15 protein-coding genes are annotated in these 17,384 nt (G+C 75.5%); 4 read left to right on the top strand and 11 right to left on the bottom strand.

Annotated elements, in window-relative coordinates; genetic code table 11:
* Positions 1-67: 67 nt before the first annotated feature.
* The gene (locus tag ABZ117_RS02140) at positions 68-466 is read right to left on the bottom strand and encodes a rodlin (RefSeq protein WP_356816463.1); all 399 of its coding nucleotides are present in this window, start codon (positions 464-466) and stop codon (positions 68-70) included.
* 245 nt (positions 467-711) lie between these two features.
* On the opposite strand from ABZ117_RS02140, the gene ABZ117_RS02135 reads away from it, so the two are divergent.
* The 3 genes from ABZ117_RS02135 (at position 712) to ABZ117_RS02125 (ending at position 2,362) form a co-directional block, all read left to right on the top strand.
* Positions 712-1,104, top strand: a complete 393-nt coding sequence (locus ABZ117_RS02135; RefSeq protein ID WP_356816461.1) for a rodlin — start codon at positions 712-714, stop codon at positions 1,102-1,104.
* A 237-nt stretch (positions 1,105-1,341) separates the two neighbouring features.
* Positions 1,342-1,569 carry a chaplin gene (locus ABZ117_RS02130; RefSeq protein WP_356816460.1) on the top strand — a complete coding sequence of 76 codons (228 nt, stop codon included), beginning with the start codon at positions 1,342-1,344 and terminating at the stop codon, positions 1,567-1,569.
* A gap of 115 nt (positions 1,570-1,684) precedes the next feature.
* The gene (locus ABZ117_RS02125; protein ID WP_356816458.1) at positions 1,685-2,362 is read left to right on the top strand and encodes a chaplin; all 678 of its coding nucleotides are present in this window, start codon (positions 1,685-1,687) and stop codon (positions 2,360-2,362) included.
* Positions 2,363-3,672: 1,310 nt separating this feature from the next.
* Here ABZ117_RS02125 and ABZ117_RS02120 read toward each other — a convergent pair.
* A complete protein-coding gene (locus ABZ117_RS02120) occupies positions 3,673-4,986 on the bottom strand; it encodes an ATP-grasp domain-containing protein (protein ID WP_356816456.1) in 1,314 nt (437 codons plus the stop codon).
* A gap of 154 nt (positions 4,987-5,140) precedes the next feature.
* On the opposite strand from ABZ117_RS02120, the gene ABZ117_RS02115 reads away from it, so the two are divergent.
* The gene (locus ABZ117_RS02115; RefSeq protein WP_356816454.1) at positions 5,141-6,451 is read left to right on the top strand and encodes a glycosyl hydrolase; all 1,311 of its coding nucleotides are present in this window, start codon (positions 5,141-5,143) and stop codon (positions 6,449-6,451) included.
* Here ABZ117_RS02115 and ABZ117_RS02110 read toward each other — a convergent pair.
* From ABZ117_RS02110 to ABZ117_RS02070, 9 genes are all read right to left on the bottom strand, one after another.
* Entirely contained in the window at positions 6,448-7,569 is a 1,122-nt protein-coding gene (locus ABZ117_RS02110) for a GNAT family N-acetyltransferase (RefSeq protein ID WP_356816452.1), read from the bottom strand. The genes ABZ117_RS02115 and ABZ117_RS02110 overlap by 4 nt on opposite strands.
* Positions 7,566-8,222 (bottom strand): lipopolysaccharide biosynthesis protein, encoded by a 657-nt coding sequence (locus tag ABZ117_RS02105; RefSeq protein WP_356816451.1) that lies wholly within the window; start codon positions 8,220-8,222, stop codon positions 7,566-7,568. Before ABZ117_RS02105 ends, ABZ117_RS02110 begins: the two co-directional genes overlap by 4 nt.
* Positions 8,219-9,376 (bottom strand): glycosyltransferase, encoded by a 1,158-nt coding sequence (locus tag ABZ117_RS02100; protein ID WP_356816449.1) that lies wholly within the window; start codon positions 9,374-9,376, stop codon positions 8,219-8,221. Before ABZ117_RS02100 ends, ABZ117_RS02105 begins: the two co-directional genes overlap by 4 nt.
* Entirely contained in the window at positions 9,373-10,140 is a 768-nt protein-coding gene (locus ABZ117_RS02095) for a polysaccharide deacetylase family protein (protein ID WP_356816448.1), read from the bottom strand. Before ABZ117_RS02095 ends, ABZ117_RS02100 begins: the two co-directional genes overlap by 4 nt.
* Positions 10,124-11,821: a lipid II flippase MurJ gene (locus ABZ117_RS02090; RefSeq protein WP_356816447.1), complete on the bottom strand. Its 1,698-nt coding sequence runs from the start codon at positions 11,819-11,821 to the stop codon at positions 10,124-10,126. Before ABZ117_RS02090 ends, ABZ117_RS02095 begins: the two co-directional genes overlap by 17 nt.
* 877 nt (positions 11,822-12,698) lie before the next feature.
* On the bottom strand, positions 12,699-14,060 hold the full coding sequence (locus ABZ117_RS02085) for an O-antigen ligase family protein (RefSeq protein WP_356816445.1): 1,362 nt from the start codon (positions 14,058-14,060) through the stop codon (positions 12,699-12,701).
* 3 nt (positions 14,061-14,063) lie between these two features.
* Positions 14,064-15,485, bottom strand: coding sequence for an exopolysaccharide biosynthesis polyprenyl glycosylphosphotransferase (locus ABZ117_RS02080; protein ID WP_356816443.1), 1,422 nt, complete (start codon positions 15,483-15,485; stop codon positions 14,064-14,066).
* Complete coding sequence (locus ABZ117_RS02075) at positions 15,482-16,723, bottom strand: glycosyltransferase family 4 protein (RefSeq protein ID WP_356816441.1); 1,242 nt, start codon at positions 16,721-16,723, stop codon at positions 15,482-15,484. The genes ABZ117_RS02080 and ABZ117_RS02075 overlap by 4 nt, the downstream gene beginning before the upstream one ends.
* A 57-nt stretch (positions 16,724-16,780) precedes the next feature.
* Entirely contained in the window at positions 16,781-17,362 is a 582-nt protein-coding gene (locus ABZ117_RS02070) for a hypothetical protein (RefSeq protein ID WP_356816439.1), read from the bottom strand.
* Positions 17,363-17,384: the final 22 nt, after the last annotated feature.

The following is a 17,384-nucleotide window of genomic DNA, read 5'->3' as shown; positions in this document are numbered from 1 at the left end:
CGGTCCCGGGCCCGGCACGACGGAGCGGGCCGCCGAGATACTCGGCGGCCCGCTCCGGTGCGCAGAATCAGTGACCGGCCTCGGAGTTCGTGGACAGGATGGACACGTCCTCCAGCAGGTGCGCCAGCGCGCCGTCGCGCTTGGCCTGGGTGGAGTTCTCCGTGCACTGCTGCGTCATCTGGTCCGACAGGATGTTGATGTCCTGGAGCGGCACGGCGTCGAGCACGGCCACCGGGATGTCGCTCACGGCGATGCACGGCTTGTTGAAGGAACCCTGGATGAGTGCGATCTGCGGACTCATGTTCCCGTAGGTGGCCGAGTTGCCGTAGCTCTGCCACGAGCCGTTCCCGTTCGCGGCGGTCGGACCGCTGTCGTTCCCGATCGCGAGCGCCTGCGGGGCGGCGGCTGCGGAGGCACCGATGACGGAAGCGGCGACGGCTGCGGTAGCGAAAACCTTCTTGATCACTGGCCAGTCCTTTCGAGAGAACCCCGTTCACCGGAGCGCCTTGTACAACTGGGTGAGCACGGCGGGGTTTCCCCCATTCACTCCGTCAGTCGATACCGCGGACTGGTTGTGTGTTGAGCGGACACCACGATTACCGGACCGATGGCGGCCATGCGCGCCAACCGGGTGAATCCCCGGAACCATTCCCGCTGCGACGGGTTGATGAGGCAGTAGGGCATGCGTCGCTACGAGGAAAGGAACGCGAAGTGCTCAAGAAGGCAATGGTCGCCGCTATGACCGCCGCTTCTGTCGTGGGAATGGCGGTGGCGGCCGCGCCGCAGGCGCTTGCCATCGGCAACGACGACGGACCGACTATCGCGAACGGCAACGGCGCCGTGTCGTCGTTCGGCAACTCGGCGACCAAGGGCGACATGAGCCCGCAGCTCTCCCTGGTCCAGGGTTCGCTCAACAAGCCGTGCCTCGGCATCAACGACGTCAACGTCGCGGTGCTCGACATCGTCCCGATCCAGGACGTCAACATCCTGGGTGACGAGCTGGAGCAGCAGTGCTCCGACAACTCCACCCAGGCCAAGCGGGACGGCGCGCTCTCGCACATCCTGGAGGACCTGTCGGTTCTCTCGGCCAACGGCGAAGGCTGAGCCGTCTGGCCGGCCCGGGCCGTCCGCTGCATCATCGGCGGGCCGCCCGGGCCTTTTTTCCACGGATTCCGGGCGAGGGGAAACGCGTGAGGCAGCGGTGCGATCGAGTGATTGTCACGCGGTCGGTGTTCCGCGGTCTCCCATTGTGTCTATCCCTCGTTCCGTGCCGCGACCGTTCACGTCGTGCGCACACGGTTCTGGCCGTCACTGGGGTTTGACCCCGAAGAAGGGAACATCATGAAGAAGAGCGTTGCTGTCGTCACGGGCGCCATCCTGGCCCTGGGCCTGGCCGGACCCGCCTTCGCCGACGCCGAAGCCGAGGGCGCCGCCGTCAACTCCCCGGGCGTGCTGTCCGGCAATGTCGTCCAGGTGCCGATCCACATCCCGATCAACATCTGCGGCAACACCATCAACGTCGTCGGTCTGCTGAACCCGACGTTCGGCAACGTCTGCGTCAACGACTGACGAGGCAGCACCCCACACCAGTCCCGGATGTGTCTGGCCGGCCTCGGACCGTCGAGCCTTCGACTCGTCGGTGCGAGGCCGGCCTTCCACTTCTTCGAGCAGGAAGAGCACGAGATTGCGACAGACTCTCAGCAAGGGCATGGCCGTGGCCGCCGCCGCGACCGGCATGCTGTCCTTGTACGCCGGCTCCGCGCTCGCCGACTCCGACGCGCACGGCGCCGCTCAGGGCTCGCCCGGGGTGCTGTCCGGCAACAGCGTCCAGGCCCCGGTGAACGTACCGGTCAACGTGTGCGGCAACTCCGTCGACGTGGCGGCCGCACTGAACCCGGCGTTCGGCAACTCCTGTGTCAACGGCCACGGCCCGAAGCAGGAAGCCGGCAGCCCGAGCCGTGACACGCACGGCGACTCGCACGACTCCGGTCACCGCGACTCCGACGACTCCGGCGGTTACGGGGACTCCCGCAGCCACGGCGGTTCCGGCGACTCCGGCGGTTACGGTAAGTCCGACGATTCGGGGGGCTACGGGGACTCCGGTGACTCGGGCGGTTACGGGGACTCCGGGGGCTACGGCGACGACCACACCCCGCCCCCGTACGGCGACGAGGAGTCGCCCCCGCCCAGCGAGCACAGCACGCCGCCCGCCGGCGGTGAGCACCACCCCGGGCAGCCGCCCGTGCTCGCGCAGACCGGTGGTCAGACCGGTGCCATGATCGGGACCTCGGCCGCCAGCGCCGCGCTGATCGCGGCCGGAACGATCATGTACCGCCGGGGCAGGGTCGCCTCCCGCCGGTAGCGCGCCGGGTGCCGGACCGAACCCCGGCACCCGCCCGCGCACCCCGCACCCGCCCGGGCACGCCGCACCCGCGCACCCCCGTTGCCCGGGCTCCCCGCATCCGTGCGCCCGTCCGGGCACGCCGCGCCCCCGCGCCCGTCCGGGCACGCCGTACGCACGCGCCCGTCCGGGCACGCCGCACCCCCGTTGCCCACGCACACGTTGCCCGGGCTCCACGCACCCGTTGCCCGCGCACCCCGCGCCCGAGCGCACCCGTTGCCCGGGCTCTCCGCGCCCGTGCAGCTCCCCGTGCCCGCGCGCCCCGTGCCTCCCGGCCTCCTGCCTCCCGGGCTCCCCGTGCCTCCGCGGACCCCGTGTGCCTCCCGGCCTCCTCTGCCTCCCCCGGCTCCCTGTGCCTCCGCGGACCCCGTGTGCCTCCCGGGCTCCGCCCGCGCACCCGCGCACCCCCGCACCCCCGCGCCCACCCACGCAGTGCCTTCGCCTCTGGCTCCCCGCCCTAAGCCGGCCCCAGCGGGCCACCGGCTCCGGTACCCCGGCCGGCCGGGGCCCGTGCGCAGCCGGCGCCGTACCCCGCGCACCAGCGTGCCCGCCGTGAAGGTGGTGCCGTGCACGAGCCGCATCGCCGGGCGAAGCCGGCGGCCGTGACCAGCCCGGCCAGGAACGGACGGGGGTACGACGACTCGAACGCAGGCCCCACCTCCGGCGCGCCCGGCGGTGCCTGTCCGGCAGCGCGCGCAGGTCGGCGGAGAGCAGCCGCAGCCGGTCGAGGCCGGCCCGGAACCCGGTCGCCGACGGACATCCTCACCGCCCTGCGGCGATGACGTGCCCCGTCTCCAGCACCGCCGGACCGCATCACCGGGCCGCGGTCGCCAGGCGCAGCCCGCCCGGCACCTCACGGGCCCGCACCCCCTCCCCGGCCCAGCAGCACCTCCACCCGCGCGCACCCACCAGGCACCGGCCGGGCCGAGCGCGTCGGCCGCGCTCCGGGTCCGGGTGCGCTCCGGCAGCCGCCGGTACAGGCCGAGCCGCTCGGCGTAGCACCGGTTCCGCCAGCCCGGGCCGAGTCCGCCGTGCGGGAGCGGGCCGAGCGCCACCAGGGGCGCTCCCAGAGCGGTGGCACGTCGTTCCGGCACAGCCGGTCCGCGCGGGCCGGCACCCGGACCCGGGTGCCCTGCTCGCCGAGGAGCGCGGCCGTCTCCAGGGCCGCCTGGTCATCGCCGATCACGGTGACGTCCTCGACCAGGGCTGGCGGCAGGCCACGCCGGGCGGCCGGCCGTACGGTCCGGCGCCCACCACCAGCACGTCGTCCATCAGCGGCTGCTCGCTCTCTCGTCCTCGGCCACGGCCAGGCCCTGGGGGAGGTCCGGGACGCTGACCCGGTGGACCGTGCCGGGCCGGGGACGCGGTGCCGGTGGTGCCGTCCGTCTCGCGCGAAGGCGAAGGCGCAGGCGCAGGCGCAGGCGCCCGGCGAGCCGGCCCGTCACGTGCCGGCCCCACAGCGCCCACATCGCCCGGCCCGGCGCCCGGTCGTCCGGCGCGTACCAGGCCAGCTCGCGGCCCCGGGGCGCGGGGCGCAGCACGGTCAGGGGCGCGTAGTTCTCCACCACGAACTCCCGCCCGGGCAGCGGCCTCCCCGCCGGCAGCGGACGGTGCGTCAGATCGAGGTGCAGGGCGCGTACGACGTCCAGGCCGGCGGTGTCGGTGAACAGCCGGAACTGGGCGCCCGGGCGCGGGTTGAAGTCCAGCAGGTGGTAGCGGCCGGTGCGGCCGCAGCGGCGGAAGTCGAGGTCGAAGATGCCCCGGTAGCCCAGCTCGCCGGTGAGCCGTTCGGCCAGCGCCCGCACCTCGGGGTCAGGCGTCCACCGGCCGGCCGCGGTCAGGCCCGCCCCACGCGGCCACGCCAGCTGTTTGCGGCCGGACCCGCCGGCCCGCACGACGCCGGCACGGTCGACGTACCCGTGGAAGAACCGGTCACGGCCCGGGCCGGGCGGCAGGAAGGCCTGCAACAGCAGCGGGCTGCCCGCCTCCCCGGTGCGCAGGTACAGCTCCCGCGCCTCCCGCGCCGAGCGCAGCAGCACGGTCGAGCGGAGCCCGCTGCCGGCCGGCACCAGCCAGGGCCGGCTCCACTTGGCCATCACCGGCAGGCCCAGCCGCCGGGTGGCCGCCGCCGCGTCCTCGGCGCTGTCCGGGACCAGGGTCACCGGGTGCGGGACACCGGTGGCGGCGCACATGCCGGCCAGTTGCGCCTTGTCCGCCACGAGTCCGGGCAGCGCGCCGGGCTGCCGCGGCAGCAGGAAGGCGGGCGCCAGTTCCTCCCGCAGCAGGCCGGCCGCGATGGCGCCGGCGTCGTCCATCGGGATCAGCACGGCCGGGCGGGCGATCCGGGCCGCGACCCGGTGCAGCGCGGCGGCGATCTCACCGGTGGACGCGCCGGGTGCCGGCGGCGGATGCAGTTGCCGTACAAAGCGCGAGACGTGCACCGGACTTGGCGTGGAGTCGGCGACGACGTGCACCTCCACCCCGGCCCTGCCGAGCGAGCGCACGGCGCCCAGGGTGCCGTGGTGAAAGGGATTCGGATCGATCCGCAGCAGGACCGCGGGGACCCGGATGTCCAGTAGCGACACGGGCTTTTCCTTTTCCTCTTGTCCGTTCGTCCGTGCGGGGGTTCGGGCCACCTGAACGCCGTAACCGCACTGGCGGAATTCACAGGGATATGACTGTGTGTCAATAACAGGAAATGGACGGCGGAGACGCGGTCGAGCGGAGAGAGGGGCAGGCATGGCTCCACAGCAGCGACGGGACCGCTCCCGGCGGCTGACCGTGGTCGCGGCGGCGGTCGCCGCGTCGGTCACCCTGGTGACCGGACCCGGATCCGCGGTGGGGGTGGCGCGGGCCGCCGGTCCTCCCGCACCCACTCCGACGGCCCCCGCCCCGGCCACTCCGACAGCCCCGGCACCGGCGACCCCGCCGGTCACCCCGCCGGTCACCCCGCCGGGCCCGGTCGTCCCGTCGGCCGCGCCGGTACCCGTACGGACGGTCCCGCCCTTCGGGGCCTTCCTGGACTCCGGGGCCCGCGGGGTCGCCCGGATGGCCGAGCTGAGCCACTGGCTCGGCGGGACCGAGCTGAAGGTCGCCCACACCTATCTGCCCGGCGGCACCTGGCAGGACATCGAGGGCCCGCCCGGCTTCCTGGACGTCTGGGCGAACTGGCGGCGCGAGAAGGCCGACCGCACCCTCGTCCTCAACGTGCCGATGCAGGAGCGCAACGAGGAGAACGTCCCCGACTCCGAGGTGCGGCGGCTGCTGGGGCAGGCCGCGGCCGGCGCGTTCGACCATCACTTCAGGGCCCTGGCCGAACGGCTGGTGCGGCTGAAGGTGCCGGACACGGTCATCGTGCTCGGCTGGGAGATGAACGGAACCACCTACACCCATCGCTGCGGACCGGACCCCGAGGCCTGGAAGACGTACTGGAACAGGATCGTCACCACCATGCGCTCGGTGCCGGGCCAGGCGTTCCGGTTCGACTTCACGCCGAGCCGCGGCCGGGACGCCGTGCCCTGGACCGAGTGCTACCCGGGGGACGACACGGTCGACGTCATCGGCATGGATTCCTACGACCAGCCGCGCGGAATGCCGTTCGACGAACAGGTGAAAGAGCCCTTCGGTCTCCAGCAGCACGTGGAATTCGCGAAATCCCACGGCAAGCCCGTCTCCTATCCGGAATGGGGCCTGTTCCGCAACGGGGACAACGCCGAGTACATGCGGCGCATGCTCGCCTGGATCGACGAACACCGGCCGCTGTACAACACGCTGACCGACTACTGCCCGCACGGCGTGTGGCAGTGCTCGGCCAACCCCCGGTCGGCGAGCGTCTACCGCACGGCCCTGTACGGCCGCACCGAGCAGCCCGCCCCGGCACCCACGACTCCCGCACCGACACCGACACCGACGCCCACCCCGCCCTCTACCCCGGCGCCCGCCACGAAGCCCCCGGCCAACTGCTCGCCGCTGGACCTGGGCGACTGGGTCGAGTACTGGCTCGGCGGAAAGCTCTGCCTCCGCTTCGACTGGTGGTCGCGCAGCCGCTAGCCCTCGCCGCGTTCCCGCCACCGGTGCAGCACCTCCCTGCCCCGCTGCCGGGCGGCCGCGTCACCCAGCGCGGCCGTCAGCAGCGGTGCGGTGCGCCGCCGGGCCATGAGCAGGCGCCGGCTGACGACCCGCTCCGGCCGCCAGTGGTGCTTGTACGGCTCGTCGCCGCGCAGCAGGCTCAGCGTGCGGCGGCCGCCGCCGGTGTGCTCCGCGCAGGCGTCCAGCAGCATCACCGCCACGTCCGCCTTCCGCCCCCGAAGGCCCGGATGGGCGCCGTAGAGGTAGCCGCCGGCCAGGCCGCGCGAGAGCAGGGTCAGGTCGACGGCCACCACCTCCTCACCGATCCGGAACTCGGTGACCACCGCGTCCCCCGAGCGCACCATCGGACCCACCGCGCGCACCAGATGCTCGCGGAACCGGGGCTGGAGGTGCTCCGGCGTCACCTTCCGCCCCTGCCACTGCAAGCGGTGCAGCTCCAGCAGCCGGCCCAGCGCCGCGTCCACCTCCTCGGGGCCCACCGGCCGCCGCCACACGCCCAGCGCGTCCAGCCGGCGCAGCTTGGCCCGCACCCGCTGGGCCTTGTTCGACGGCAGCCGGGCCACCAGAGCGTCCATGGGCACGGCGGGCAGCTCCAGGCAGACGGAGTCGGCGACCGTGCGGCGCGGCCCGCGCCAGCGGTCGTAGACCCGTTCCACCGCGCCGCCCGGCCGTACCTCGCGGAAGTCGACGAGCGCGGTGCGCGCCGCGCCCGCCAGCGCCTCGGTGAGCAACCCGGTCACCCGCCCGTCGTCGCCGTCGTCCAGCAGCACGTCCGCGTAGTCGGAGATCGCACCCCCCAGCGGCACCAGCGCGGGCAGCGGCCGGCGGACCAGCATCAGCGGCGCGGCGGCCACCAGTTCACCGGCGGCCCGCACCACCAGCAGCCGCAGCCGACCGGGGACGCCGTACGACAGCCACCACGAGTACAGCCAGGCGTGGCTCTGGAACGGGGTCGCGGCGGCGCACCGCCCGTACAGCCGCCCCCAGGCCGGGGCCAGGGCGGCGAAGGCCGCCTCGTCGGTGACGACGTCCGCGCTGAGGACGGCGGGTGCGGTGCGCGCCGCGTACGTCGCGGTCACAGCTGGCCGTGCGCGTCGGCGGCGACGGCCGGTCCGGGTACGGAGGCCGGACGCACCGTGTCGTCCTCCGGCCGGCGCTTCGGCCGGACCAGCAGCGCCAGGGCGCCGAGCAGCCCGCCGGCACTCGCCCCGACCAGCCCGGTCACCCCGGCGGAGGCCGAACCCGGCTCGGTCGGCGCGACCGCCCGGGAGAACTGGAGGAGACCGACGTGCGTGCCGGCCTTGGCGGCGTCGGCGTGCCGGATGAGGGCGCGGGCGACCGCGTTGGCCATGTCGGTGGCCCGGGACGGGCGGGCGGAGACGGCGGAGACGGCCACCATGGGGGCGTCCGGCGAGGTCGCGGTGCGCACGCTGTCGCGCAGGGTCCGCACCGGCACCCCGGCCTCCACCTGCGCGTCGCCGAGGACCGCGAGCTGGGTGGCGACCCGGCCGTAGGCCTGGGCGAAACCGAGTGCGGTGGCGGTGTCCGACCCCGACGTGGGGACGGCGATGACATAGCTGGTCGCCGTGTACTCCGGCGTCCTCAGCACGCCGTACCCGCCGCCGAGCAGCCCGCCCGCGAGGACGCCGGCCGCCACCAGCGACCAGGGCGGGAGCGCACGCGCGCGGAACGGACGGGGGGTGCGGTGCTGCCGGGTGTGGTTCTCGCTCATGAGGGGCTGACTCCCTGGGAGGAACGGGACTTCGGGACCGTGCGGGCGAGCGCCGCCGTGTAGACGTCCATGAGCCGGGCGGCGCTGCGGGTGATGCAGTAGTGGCGGGCCGCCTCCGGCGCGGTGCGCGGGCCGGGCCCGGCGGCACGGACCCCGGCGAGCGCACGGGCGTAGGCGCCGGCGTCGCAGGGCACGCGCAGCGCGTCCGGGGCGGCGCCGGGCGGCAGGTCCTCCAGGGCCGGGCAGGAGGTGTAGCGCACGGGCAGCCCGGCCGCGAGCGCTTCCACGACCGCGAGGCCGAACGCCTCCTCGGGGGAGGGGGCGGCGAGCACGTCCATCGCCGAGGCCAGCGCCGGCAGGCCGGGCCCGGGCGAGCCGTCGGGCAGGTACGGCCGTTCGCCGGCGAACAGCACCCGGCCGGCGACCCCCGCCTCCCGCGCGCTCTCCCGCAGCGCGCGTTCCTCCGGTCCGCCGCCGACCAGCAGCAGCCGGCAGTCGTCCGGCAGCGCGGCCAGAGCGCGGATGACGACGTCGAAGCGTTTGCCGGGGACGAGCCGGCCGATGCCGCCGATGACGAACGCTTCCTCGGGCAGGCCCAGTTGCTCCCGGGCGTACCGGCGGGCGACCGGATCGAAGGCGAACCGCGCCAGGTCGATGCCGTTGGGCACGACCGCGATGCGCGGCCCGGGCACGCCCCAGCGGGTCAGCCGGGCGGCGACCGTGGGCGACACGGCGACGGTGGACCGGCCCAGCCGCTCGCCCAGCAGATACAGCGAGCGCACCCCCGCGGTGAGCGGCCGGCCCTCCATCTGCGAGTCGCCGAGGGAGTGTTCGGTGGCGACGACCGCCCGCACCCCGGCCAGCCGGGCGGCGATCCGCCCGTACAGGCAGGCCCGGTACAGATGGGTGTGCACGAGGTCGTACCGGCCCCGCCGGACGATCCGGGCCAGCCGGGGCAGCGCGCCCAGGTCGCGGTTGCCGGTCATGCCCAGGTGCACCACCCGGACCCCGTCGGCCGCCAGCCCGTCGGCCACCGCCCCGGGGCTGGTCAGTGTCACCACGTCGCACTCGACGGGCAGATGGCGCAGCAGCAGCCGCAACTGCTGCTCGGCGCCGCCCACCCCGAGCCCGGTGATGACGTGCAGCGCCCTCACCGCAGCCCCTCGACCGGCCGCCGGCGCAACCGGTGCAGCCGGTACTTCAGGAACAGGCGTACGGCGGTGTCGTTCTGCCCGACGTGCACGCGCGGCAGGACGTGCGGGCCGTTCAGCCCACCGGGGTCGATGGCGCAGGCATAGCGGTAACCGGCCCGCCGTACGGCCTCCACGGCGCGCCGGTCGACCGTGCCGTACGGATAGCAGAAGCCGTGCACCGGGGCGCCGGTCAGGTCCTCCAGCGCGGCCCGGCTGCCCGCGGTCTCCGCCGCGAGCAGCGCGTCGTCGGCCCGGGTCAGATCGACGTGGCCGAGGCCGTGCGAGCCGATCTCGACGCCCGCCGCGGCGGCCCGCCGGATGCCGTCGGCGGTCAGCAGCGGCTTGCGCGGGCCCAGCGGATCCCAGGCGTTGTCGCCACCGAGCCGGCCGGGCAGCACGAACAGGGTGGCCGTGCACCCCCGGCGCGCCAGCACGGGCAGGGCGTGGGCGACGAAGTCGGCGTACCCGTCGTCGAAGGTGAGACCCACCAGGTCCCGCCCCTCGCCACGGGCCCGGGCGGCGAGCAGCTCGCCCACGGACACCCCGCGCAGCCCCTGCCCGCGCAGCCAGCACAGCTGCCGGTCCAGCCGGTCGGGGGTGACCGTGATGCGGTACGGGTCGTCGGAACAGTCACCGACCGAGTGGTACATGGCGATCCACGGGACCGGGCCGGTGCCGGCGGCGGCCGGGGTCGCCGCGCGGGCGGACTCAACGGAGGACGGCATGGGCGAGCCTTCGGGTGTGGGTGCGTACGGAACGGGAAGCGGCTGCCAGACCCCGGGCGTCCGGCCCCAGGCCGAGCAGGACGAACACGACGGTCACCGTGGTCCCGCCGGCGGCCAGCCCGGCGAGCGGGGCCGGGAACAGGCCCGCCGCGAAGGCGCCGGCCACGGCGGCCGCCCCCGCCGCCCACACGGGCCGGCTCAGCCCGCGCAGCACGGCCCCGGTGCGGATGGGCACGCTCCGGCGGCGCATGCCGGCGATCAGCAGGACGGCGGTGAGCGTGATACCGGTGGCGTTGGCGGCGGCGATCCCCGCGGCCCCCCAGGGACCGATCGTCCAGGCGCCGGCACAGGACGTCGCGACGATCCCGGCGGTCATCGCGGCCAGCGGGTACCAGGTGACGCGGCCCGCCGAGAAGTAGGAGCGGACCAGGACACCGGTCAGGGTCTGGCCGAGCAGCCCGAGCGCGTAGACCCGCATCACCCCGGCGGTCGCCACGGTGTCCTGGGCCGTGAAGGCGCCCCGCTGGAACAGCAGCCCGATCAGCTGCGGCGCGCACGCGACCACCGCCGCGGCGCCGAGCAGCACCAGGCGGGCGGCCAGCGCCACATCCCGCTCCACCCGGACCCGGGCCCGCTCGGTGTCCCCGTCCGCCAGGGCCCGCGCCACCACCGGGAACGTGACCGTGCACAGCATCATCGACAGGGTCATCGGGATCTGCGCGACCTTCTGCGCGTAGTTCAGGTGGCTGATGGCCCCGGCGGGCAGCCCCGAGGCGAGGAAGCGTTCGATCAGCACCTGCGACTGCCGGCACAGCGCGAACAGCAGCACGGTGGCCAGCAGTCGTACGTCCATCGGCTGTGCGGCGGCCACGGCCCCGGTGTCCGCCCTCCCCGGACGGCGGCGCAACTCCCGCACCAGCGACGGAAGCTGCACCAGCACCATCAGGCAGCCGCCCGCCGCCACCCCGAACGCTGCCGAACGCACACCCCAGCGGGTGCCGAGCGTGTACATCGCCGTGACGATGCCGACGTTGTACGCGATGTAGATCGCGGCCGGCGCCAGGAAACGGCGGTGCGCCCGGAGCGCCGCGCTGGAGTACCCGGCGAGGCCGAAGCTCAGCACACAGGTCGCGGTCAGCCGGGTGCAGTCCACGGCGAGCCCCGGATCGGGCAGACCCGGCGCGAGCGCCCCGACGAACTGCGGCGCCGTCAGCGCCAGCAGCGCCCCGACCGCCGCGAACGACAGCACGAGCCGGGGCAGGCTGCCCGCGACCAGCGACCGCACCGGATCCCCCGGGGCGCCCTGGGCCCGGCGGGCCAGGGCCCGGCTGAACGCCGGGATCAGCGCGAACGCCAGCCCGTCCTCGATGAGCAGCGTGGCCGCGAACTCCGGCACGGTCCACGCCACCAGAAAGGCGTCCGTGTCCCGCCCGGCCCCGAACAACCGCGCCAACGACTGATCCCGCACCAGCCCGAGCAACGCCGCCGCGATGGACAACGACGCGGTGACGAGCGCGGCCCGGGCGAGGAACTTGCGGGTGGGGTGGGGGAGTTCGGGGGGTGGGGGTGCGGGTGCGGGTGCGGTCTCTGCGGGCGGTGCGGATGCGGGCGTGGGCGCCGGTCCGGGAACTGGCGGCGGAGACGGGGACGGGGCCGCCGATGGGGTCGGCGGGGTGGTCACGGGGTCGGGTGGGAGCGGGGCTGGGTGTGCTGCGGTGGTGGGGTCGGGTGGGAGCGGGGTCGGGTGTGCTGCCGTGGTGGGGTCGGCCGGGACGCCGGCCGGGCCCGCTGTTGCGGTGGTGGTGCTCACGGGGAGGGGCGCGGCCGACCGGGCCGTCGGCAGGGCGGCCCTGCCGTCACCGGTCTCCGACACGACCGCCGCCCTGGACACGCGCCCGGCCCCCAGGCCGGGAGCCGCTGTGGGCCTCTTTGCCGCACCGGCTCTGGGCCAGGCCCCGGCCCTGGCACGCCCCGTCGGGGCGGGTGCCGCACCGGTCTCCGGCCGTGAGAACGGTCCCACTGTCGGAGTAGGTGCCGCACCGGTCTCCGGCCTGGGATCCGGACCCCCCGCCGACGCCGGTGCCCCACCGGCCTGCGGCCTGGGACCCGGACCCACCGCCGATGTCGGCGCCACTCCGATCTCCAGCCGGGAGAACGACCCCACCGCCGGCGCCGGTGCCGCACCTGTCTCCGGCCGCGAAGGCGGAGTCACCGCCGGCGCCGGTGCGACCTCGATCCCCGGCCCGGATCCCGGCCCCACCGCCGGCGCCGGTGCCACCCCGGCCTGCGGTGCGGAACTCGGCGTCGGCGTCGGTGTCGTAGCGGGCCGCGAGGCGGAAGACCGGGCCCTCGTCGGTTCCGGCGCCGTACCGGCTCCCGAGGCCGAGCCGCGGCCGACAGGCGGCTTCGGCTGTTCCGGGGCGTCCAGGGCGTCCGAGATGTTCGAGATATCTGAGATGTTCGGGGTGTCCGTATCCGGGTCCGAGGGTTCGCCGGTCGTCGGGGTCGTCATCGTGTCGGCCTCCGGCGCAGCGCCGGAGCGCGGGGCGGTGTCGTCGTCATCGCAGGGCCGCCTCACCCGTCACCGTTCCCCGTCCGGCCGGTACGGCGGTGTGCTCCTCCGCGGCGACCCGGTCGGCGCCGGCCAGCGCCCACCAGGCGACCAGGCCGAAGCACACCGCCGTCAGCACGGTCGAGGGTCCGCCGATGTCGGCGTACGCGAAGTCCACGAGCTGCCACACCAGCAGCCCGCAGGCGACGAGCGCGCAGTCCAGGCCCCGGCCGCCGGCCGCGCGGGCCCGCCACAGGCCGCGCAGGGCGCACACCAGCAGGGCGAGCCAGCAGCCCGCCAGGCAGAGCAGCCCGATCAGGCCCTGTTCGCCGAGGACCAGCAGGTACATGTTGTGCGGGGACAGCAGCGGCTGCCGGCGGAAGGCGGCGCCCGCACCCTCGGTGTCGCTGCCCGAGGACAGCGCGAGCGAGGCGTACCCGTCGCGGTACTCGGGGAACCCCTTCAGGCCGACGCCGGTCAGCGGGCGCGCGCGCCACATGTCGCCGGCCGCCGCCCACATCGTGTACCGGTCGGTGACCGACTGGTCGGGCGCGTCGGTGACCTGGCCGATGCTGTCGATCCGCTCCTGGAGCATGGCCGTACCCGTCCCGAACCCGCCGACCAGCACCACGCCCACGGCCACCACGGCCGCCCCCACCCGCAGCGCCCGGCGCAGCCCGGACAGCACCAGCTGGACGGTGAGCGTGATCACGGTGGCGATCCAGGCGCCCCGGCTGAAGGACAGGGCGAGGGGGACGGTCAGGGCGAGCGCGCAGCCGAGCGCGACGGCGCGTTCGCGCGCCGCGGTCCGGCCGAGCGCCAGGCCCACCGCGCACACCAGCCCGAAGGCCACCACGGTCGCCATGCCCATCACGTCCGTCACCCCGAAGGTGCCGACCGCGCGGACGTCCGCGCCCTGGTAGGAGGCCCCGGTCCCGGTGACGTACTGGTGCACGCCCACCGCCCCCTGCCATCCCGCGAGGCCCACGAACGACCAGGCCAGCAGCCGGAAGTCGGCGCGGTGCCGGACGAGCAGCACGACGGCGGCCGGGACCAGCACGAAGACCTGGAGGTAGCGGCCCAGGCCGGTGAGCCCGGCACCCGGTGGGACCGCGTGCAGCGCGGCGAGCGCGACACCGGCCACCGGCAGGCCGAGGACCACCGCGGCGGTCCGGGTGAGCGGGCGGCGGCGCGCCCGCAGCAGACGTACCGCGCAGGCGACGACGACCAGACCGGACAGCGCGTCGGCGGGCCCGGCACCGCCGTCGCCGCCGGGCGTGACGGGCAGCGCGAGCAGCGCCACCACGGCCATCACCGGCAGCACCGGGGTCAGCCGCGCGGGGCGGCGGAGCGGCAGGACGAGGGCCATGGGTCAGCTCCCCGTGGAACGCACGAGCGCGGCGGCGGTGCGCAGCAGGATGCAGATGTCCTGCCACAGCGACCAGGTGTCGATGTAGGCGTTGTCGAAGCGGGCCCGGTCCTCGATGGAGGTGTCGCCGCGCAGCCCGTTGATCTGGGCGAGCCCGGTGATGCCGGTCCGCATGCGGTGCCGGGCCGCGTAGCCCGGGTAGGACTGGCTGAACTGCGAGACGAAGTAAGGCCGTTCGGGGCGCGGGCCGACCAGGCTCATGTCACCCCGGAAGACGTTCCACAGCTGGAGCAGTTCGTCCAGCGAGGTCTGCCGCAGGAACCGGCAGAAGGGGCTCATCCTCCGTTCGCCGGCCACGCTCCACCGGGTGGCCGCCTCGTGCTCGTCGGCCGGGCGGTGGGTGCGGAACTTCAGCAGCGTGAAGGGGCGGCCGTCCTTGCCGATGCGCTCCTGCCGGAAGACCACCCCGGGCCCGTCGGTGACCCGCAGCACCACCGCGCACACCAGCAGCAGGGGACTGACGAGCACGAGCAGCGTCCCCGACACCAGCACGTCCAGCAGCCGCTTCCCGGCGCTCGTCCGCCGCCGCGCGCCCAGGTCCAGGCGGCGTACGGCGAACCCCGCGAGCTGGTGGCGCACCTCGTAGGACGGGCAGTCCGCGTCCACCTCCCAGACCGTGCAGCCCGACTCGGCGAGCGCCCGCAGCAGCGGCCCCTTCCCGGTGCGTACGGCCGGGTCGACGGTGAGGACGGCCCGCACCCCGTGCCGGACCAGGGCCCGCTCCACCTCCTCGCCGGTGGTGAGCACCGGCAGCCCGCCGGAGCCGTCCGGGTGTTCCGCGACCACACCCACCGGCCGCACCCCGCAGCGCGGGTGCCTGAGCAGCGCGGCGGCCACCCGCTGCGCGGTCGCGGCCGGCCCGATCATCAGGGCGGTGTCCGGCCGGCGCAGCAGCGCGGCCCGGCGCCGCCAGTGCACCGCGCCCCGGCCCGCGCAGGCCGCCGCCGCGTGCGCCGCCCAGCCGAGCAGCAGGGTGGGGACGGCGAGGGCCCGCTCCGGGCCGTGGGCGGCGAGCACGGTGGCGAGGGCCAGCCAGACCACCGCGATCCGCCCGCACACCGTGGGCAGTTCGTCGAGGATGCCGGGGACCGGCCGGGCGGAGCGCGGGCGCAGCAGCAGCGCGCCGGCCACCAGGACGCCGACGAGCACCGGCGGGCGGACGGCCCCGTCCAGCGCGACCGCGCCCGCCAGCGCGGCGCACAGGTCGGCGGTGAACAGCGGCAGTGGCGAGGCGGGCCGCGCGGGCGGGCGCCGCAGGGGGAACCGGAAGCTGCCGGCGGCACGGGCCGGGAGGACCGAGACGGGCGAGAATCCGTGCTCCCATGGCTGCGCGCCGGGGGAGGGGACGGTACTTTCCGCAGTCACGAGTGGATGGACTCCCTGCGCTCGGAGGGCACGGGCTGGGCTGTTCCGCTGTCCGCCGCCGGGGCGGGGACGAGGAGTTCGCGGTAGAGGGCCGCGACCCGTCCGGCGGTGTGCCGCACGTCGTGCGTGGACAGGACATGCCGGCGCCCCTGGTCGCCGAGCGCCGCGCGCAGCGGTGCATCGGACAGCAGCCCGGTGACCGCGCCCGCGAGCGCCGCGGGATCCTCCGGCGGGACCAGGCAGCGCGCGGCGAGGGCGGGCGGCAGGCTCTCGCGGGCGCCGTCGACGTCGGTGAGTACGACGGCCCGGCCGCAGCCCAGCGCCTCCAGCGGGGCCAGCGCCATGCCCTCCCAGCGCGAGGGCAGCACCACCAGGTCCGCGGCCCGGTACCAGGGCACGACGTCGGCGACGGCGCCGGCGAACCGCACGCCGGGGGGCGCCTGCCGCCGCAGGGCCTCGCGGTCCGGGCCGTCGCCGACCAGCACCAGCCGGGCCGGCGGCAGCGTGCCGAGGACCTCCGCCCAGGCACGCAGCAGCACGTCCTGGCCCTTCTGGCGGCACAGGCGTCCCACGCAGACGACGAGGGGCGCAGGTGGCTCGGACGGGTGTGGCACGGGTGGTGGCGGCGTGGCGTTCCCGTCTCCGGGCGGCTGCGGCGGGTGCGAGACGGCCGCCGTGGCGGCGGGGGGAGCCGGTGAGAAGCGGGCGGTGTCGATGCCGTTCGGGATGACCGCGTACGCCGCGTGCACCCCGGCGCGTACGCCTGTCGCACGCTCCGCCTCGCTCACGCACACCACCCGGTCGGCCCACCGCACCCCCCACCGCTCCCAGCGCAGGGCGAGCGCCGCGGTGAGTCCGCCGACCGCCGCGAACGACCAGGCGTGCGGCTGGAACACGGTGGGCGTGCGCCCGCGGACGGCGAGCCGCGCGGCGAACCCGGCCTTGGCACTGTGCGCGTGCACCAGGGCGGGCCGTACGTCGTCGATCAGGCGTACGAGCCGCCGTACCTCGCCGGGCAGACCGGGCCCCGGGGACCGGCCCGCCCGCCACTCCCGTACGTCGGCGCCCAGCTCCCCGAGACCCGCGGCCAGTTCACCTCCGGGACAGGCCACCGTGACCCGCAGACCCGCCGCGAGCTGGGCCCGCGCCAGGTCGAGCACGACCCGGGCGACCCCGCCCTCGACGGGTTGCGCGAGGTGCAGGATCCGGGGCCGTGGATCGGGTGCTGGCTGGTGCATTCGCGGGTTACCTCGCTCACGGGGGGCGCTCGGAACTGCGGTCGTGAACGCGTCGCACTACCGGGCGTCCGCGGCGACGAAGAGCGCGCCGGCCCACGCCGCGTCCGCGTGGGAAACGAGCCGGAAGCCCCGCCGGTCACCGCCGTGCCGCAGAGCCGCACCAAGATCGGACACGTCGAAGTCGTAGCCGAGCGTGTTGGCGTAGGCCGGAACCCGCCGGGACGGTACGGCGCCCGGTTCGTTGATCGTGGAGTTCGGTACGTCGTCCGCAGGACGCGGGGAGCCGGCGAGTGCGACGGGCGTACGCCGGGGCCCTGCGGCGAACGTGAGCGTGCCACCCGCGCGTCCCCGTCCGCCGTCGTACGCCACCCGACCGACACGTCTGCCCACGCCCCGCCGGTCACCGACACGTCCGCCCCCCACGGCCCGCCGGTCACCGTTCGCCGCGCGGGCGAAACCGCCGTGCCGCACCGTGCGGTGGCGCGGGGCGAAGGGCGGGCGCGCGGCCTCGGGGGAGGGGAGCGTGCCGGCCCGGGTGGCGGCCGGGACGGAGAGGGCGGCGAGGGCGAGGGCGGCGAAGTCGGCGAGGGTGAGGGCGCCCGCCGCCGTACGCAGCAGCGGACCCGGGAACTTGCGCATGGCCGGCGGTGCCCTTTCGCAC

This window comes from Streptomyces sp. NPDC006309, assembly GCF_040613095.1.
Taxonomy (GTDB): Bacteria; Actinomycetota; Actinomycetes; order Streptomycetales; family Streptomycetaceae; genus Streptomyces.
This window is presented reverse-complemented; position numbering and strand designations above follow the sequence as displayed.

Bases quoted from the DNA above. Each gene is read 5' to 3' on its own strand.
- ABZ117_RS02095 (WP_356816448.1), bottom strand. From the start codon at position 10,140: ATGCCGTCCTCCGTTGAGTCCGCCCGCGCGGCGACCCCGGCCGCCGCC.
- ABZ117_RS02115 (WP_356816454.1), top strand. From the start codon at position 5,141: ATGGCTCCACAGCAGCGACGGGACCGCTCCCGGCGGCTGACCGTGGTC.
- ABZ117_RS02070 (WP_356816439.1), bottom strand. From the start codon at position 17,362: ATGCGCAAGTTCCCGGGTCCGCTGCTGCGTACGGCGGCGGGCGCCCTC.
- ABZ117_RS02085 (WP_356816445.1), bottom strand. From the start codon at position 14,060: ATGGCCCTCGTCCTGCCGCTCCGCCGCCCCGCGCGGCTGACCCCGGTG.
- ABZ117_RS02130 (WP_356816460.1), top strand. From the start codon at position 1,342: ATGAAGAAGAGCGTTGCTGTCGTCACGGGCGCCATCCTGGCCCTGGGC.
- ABZ117_RS02105 (WP_356816451.1), bottom strand. From the start codon at position 8,222: ATGAGCGAGAACCACACCCGGCAGCACCGCACCCCCCGTCCGTTCCGC.
- ABZ117_RS02075 (WP_356816441.1), bottom strand. From the start codon at position 16,723: ATGCACCAGCCAGCACCCGATCCACGGCCCCGGATCCTGCACCTCGCG.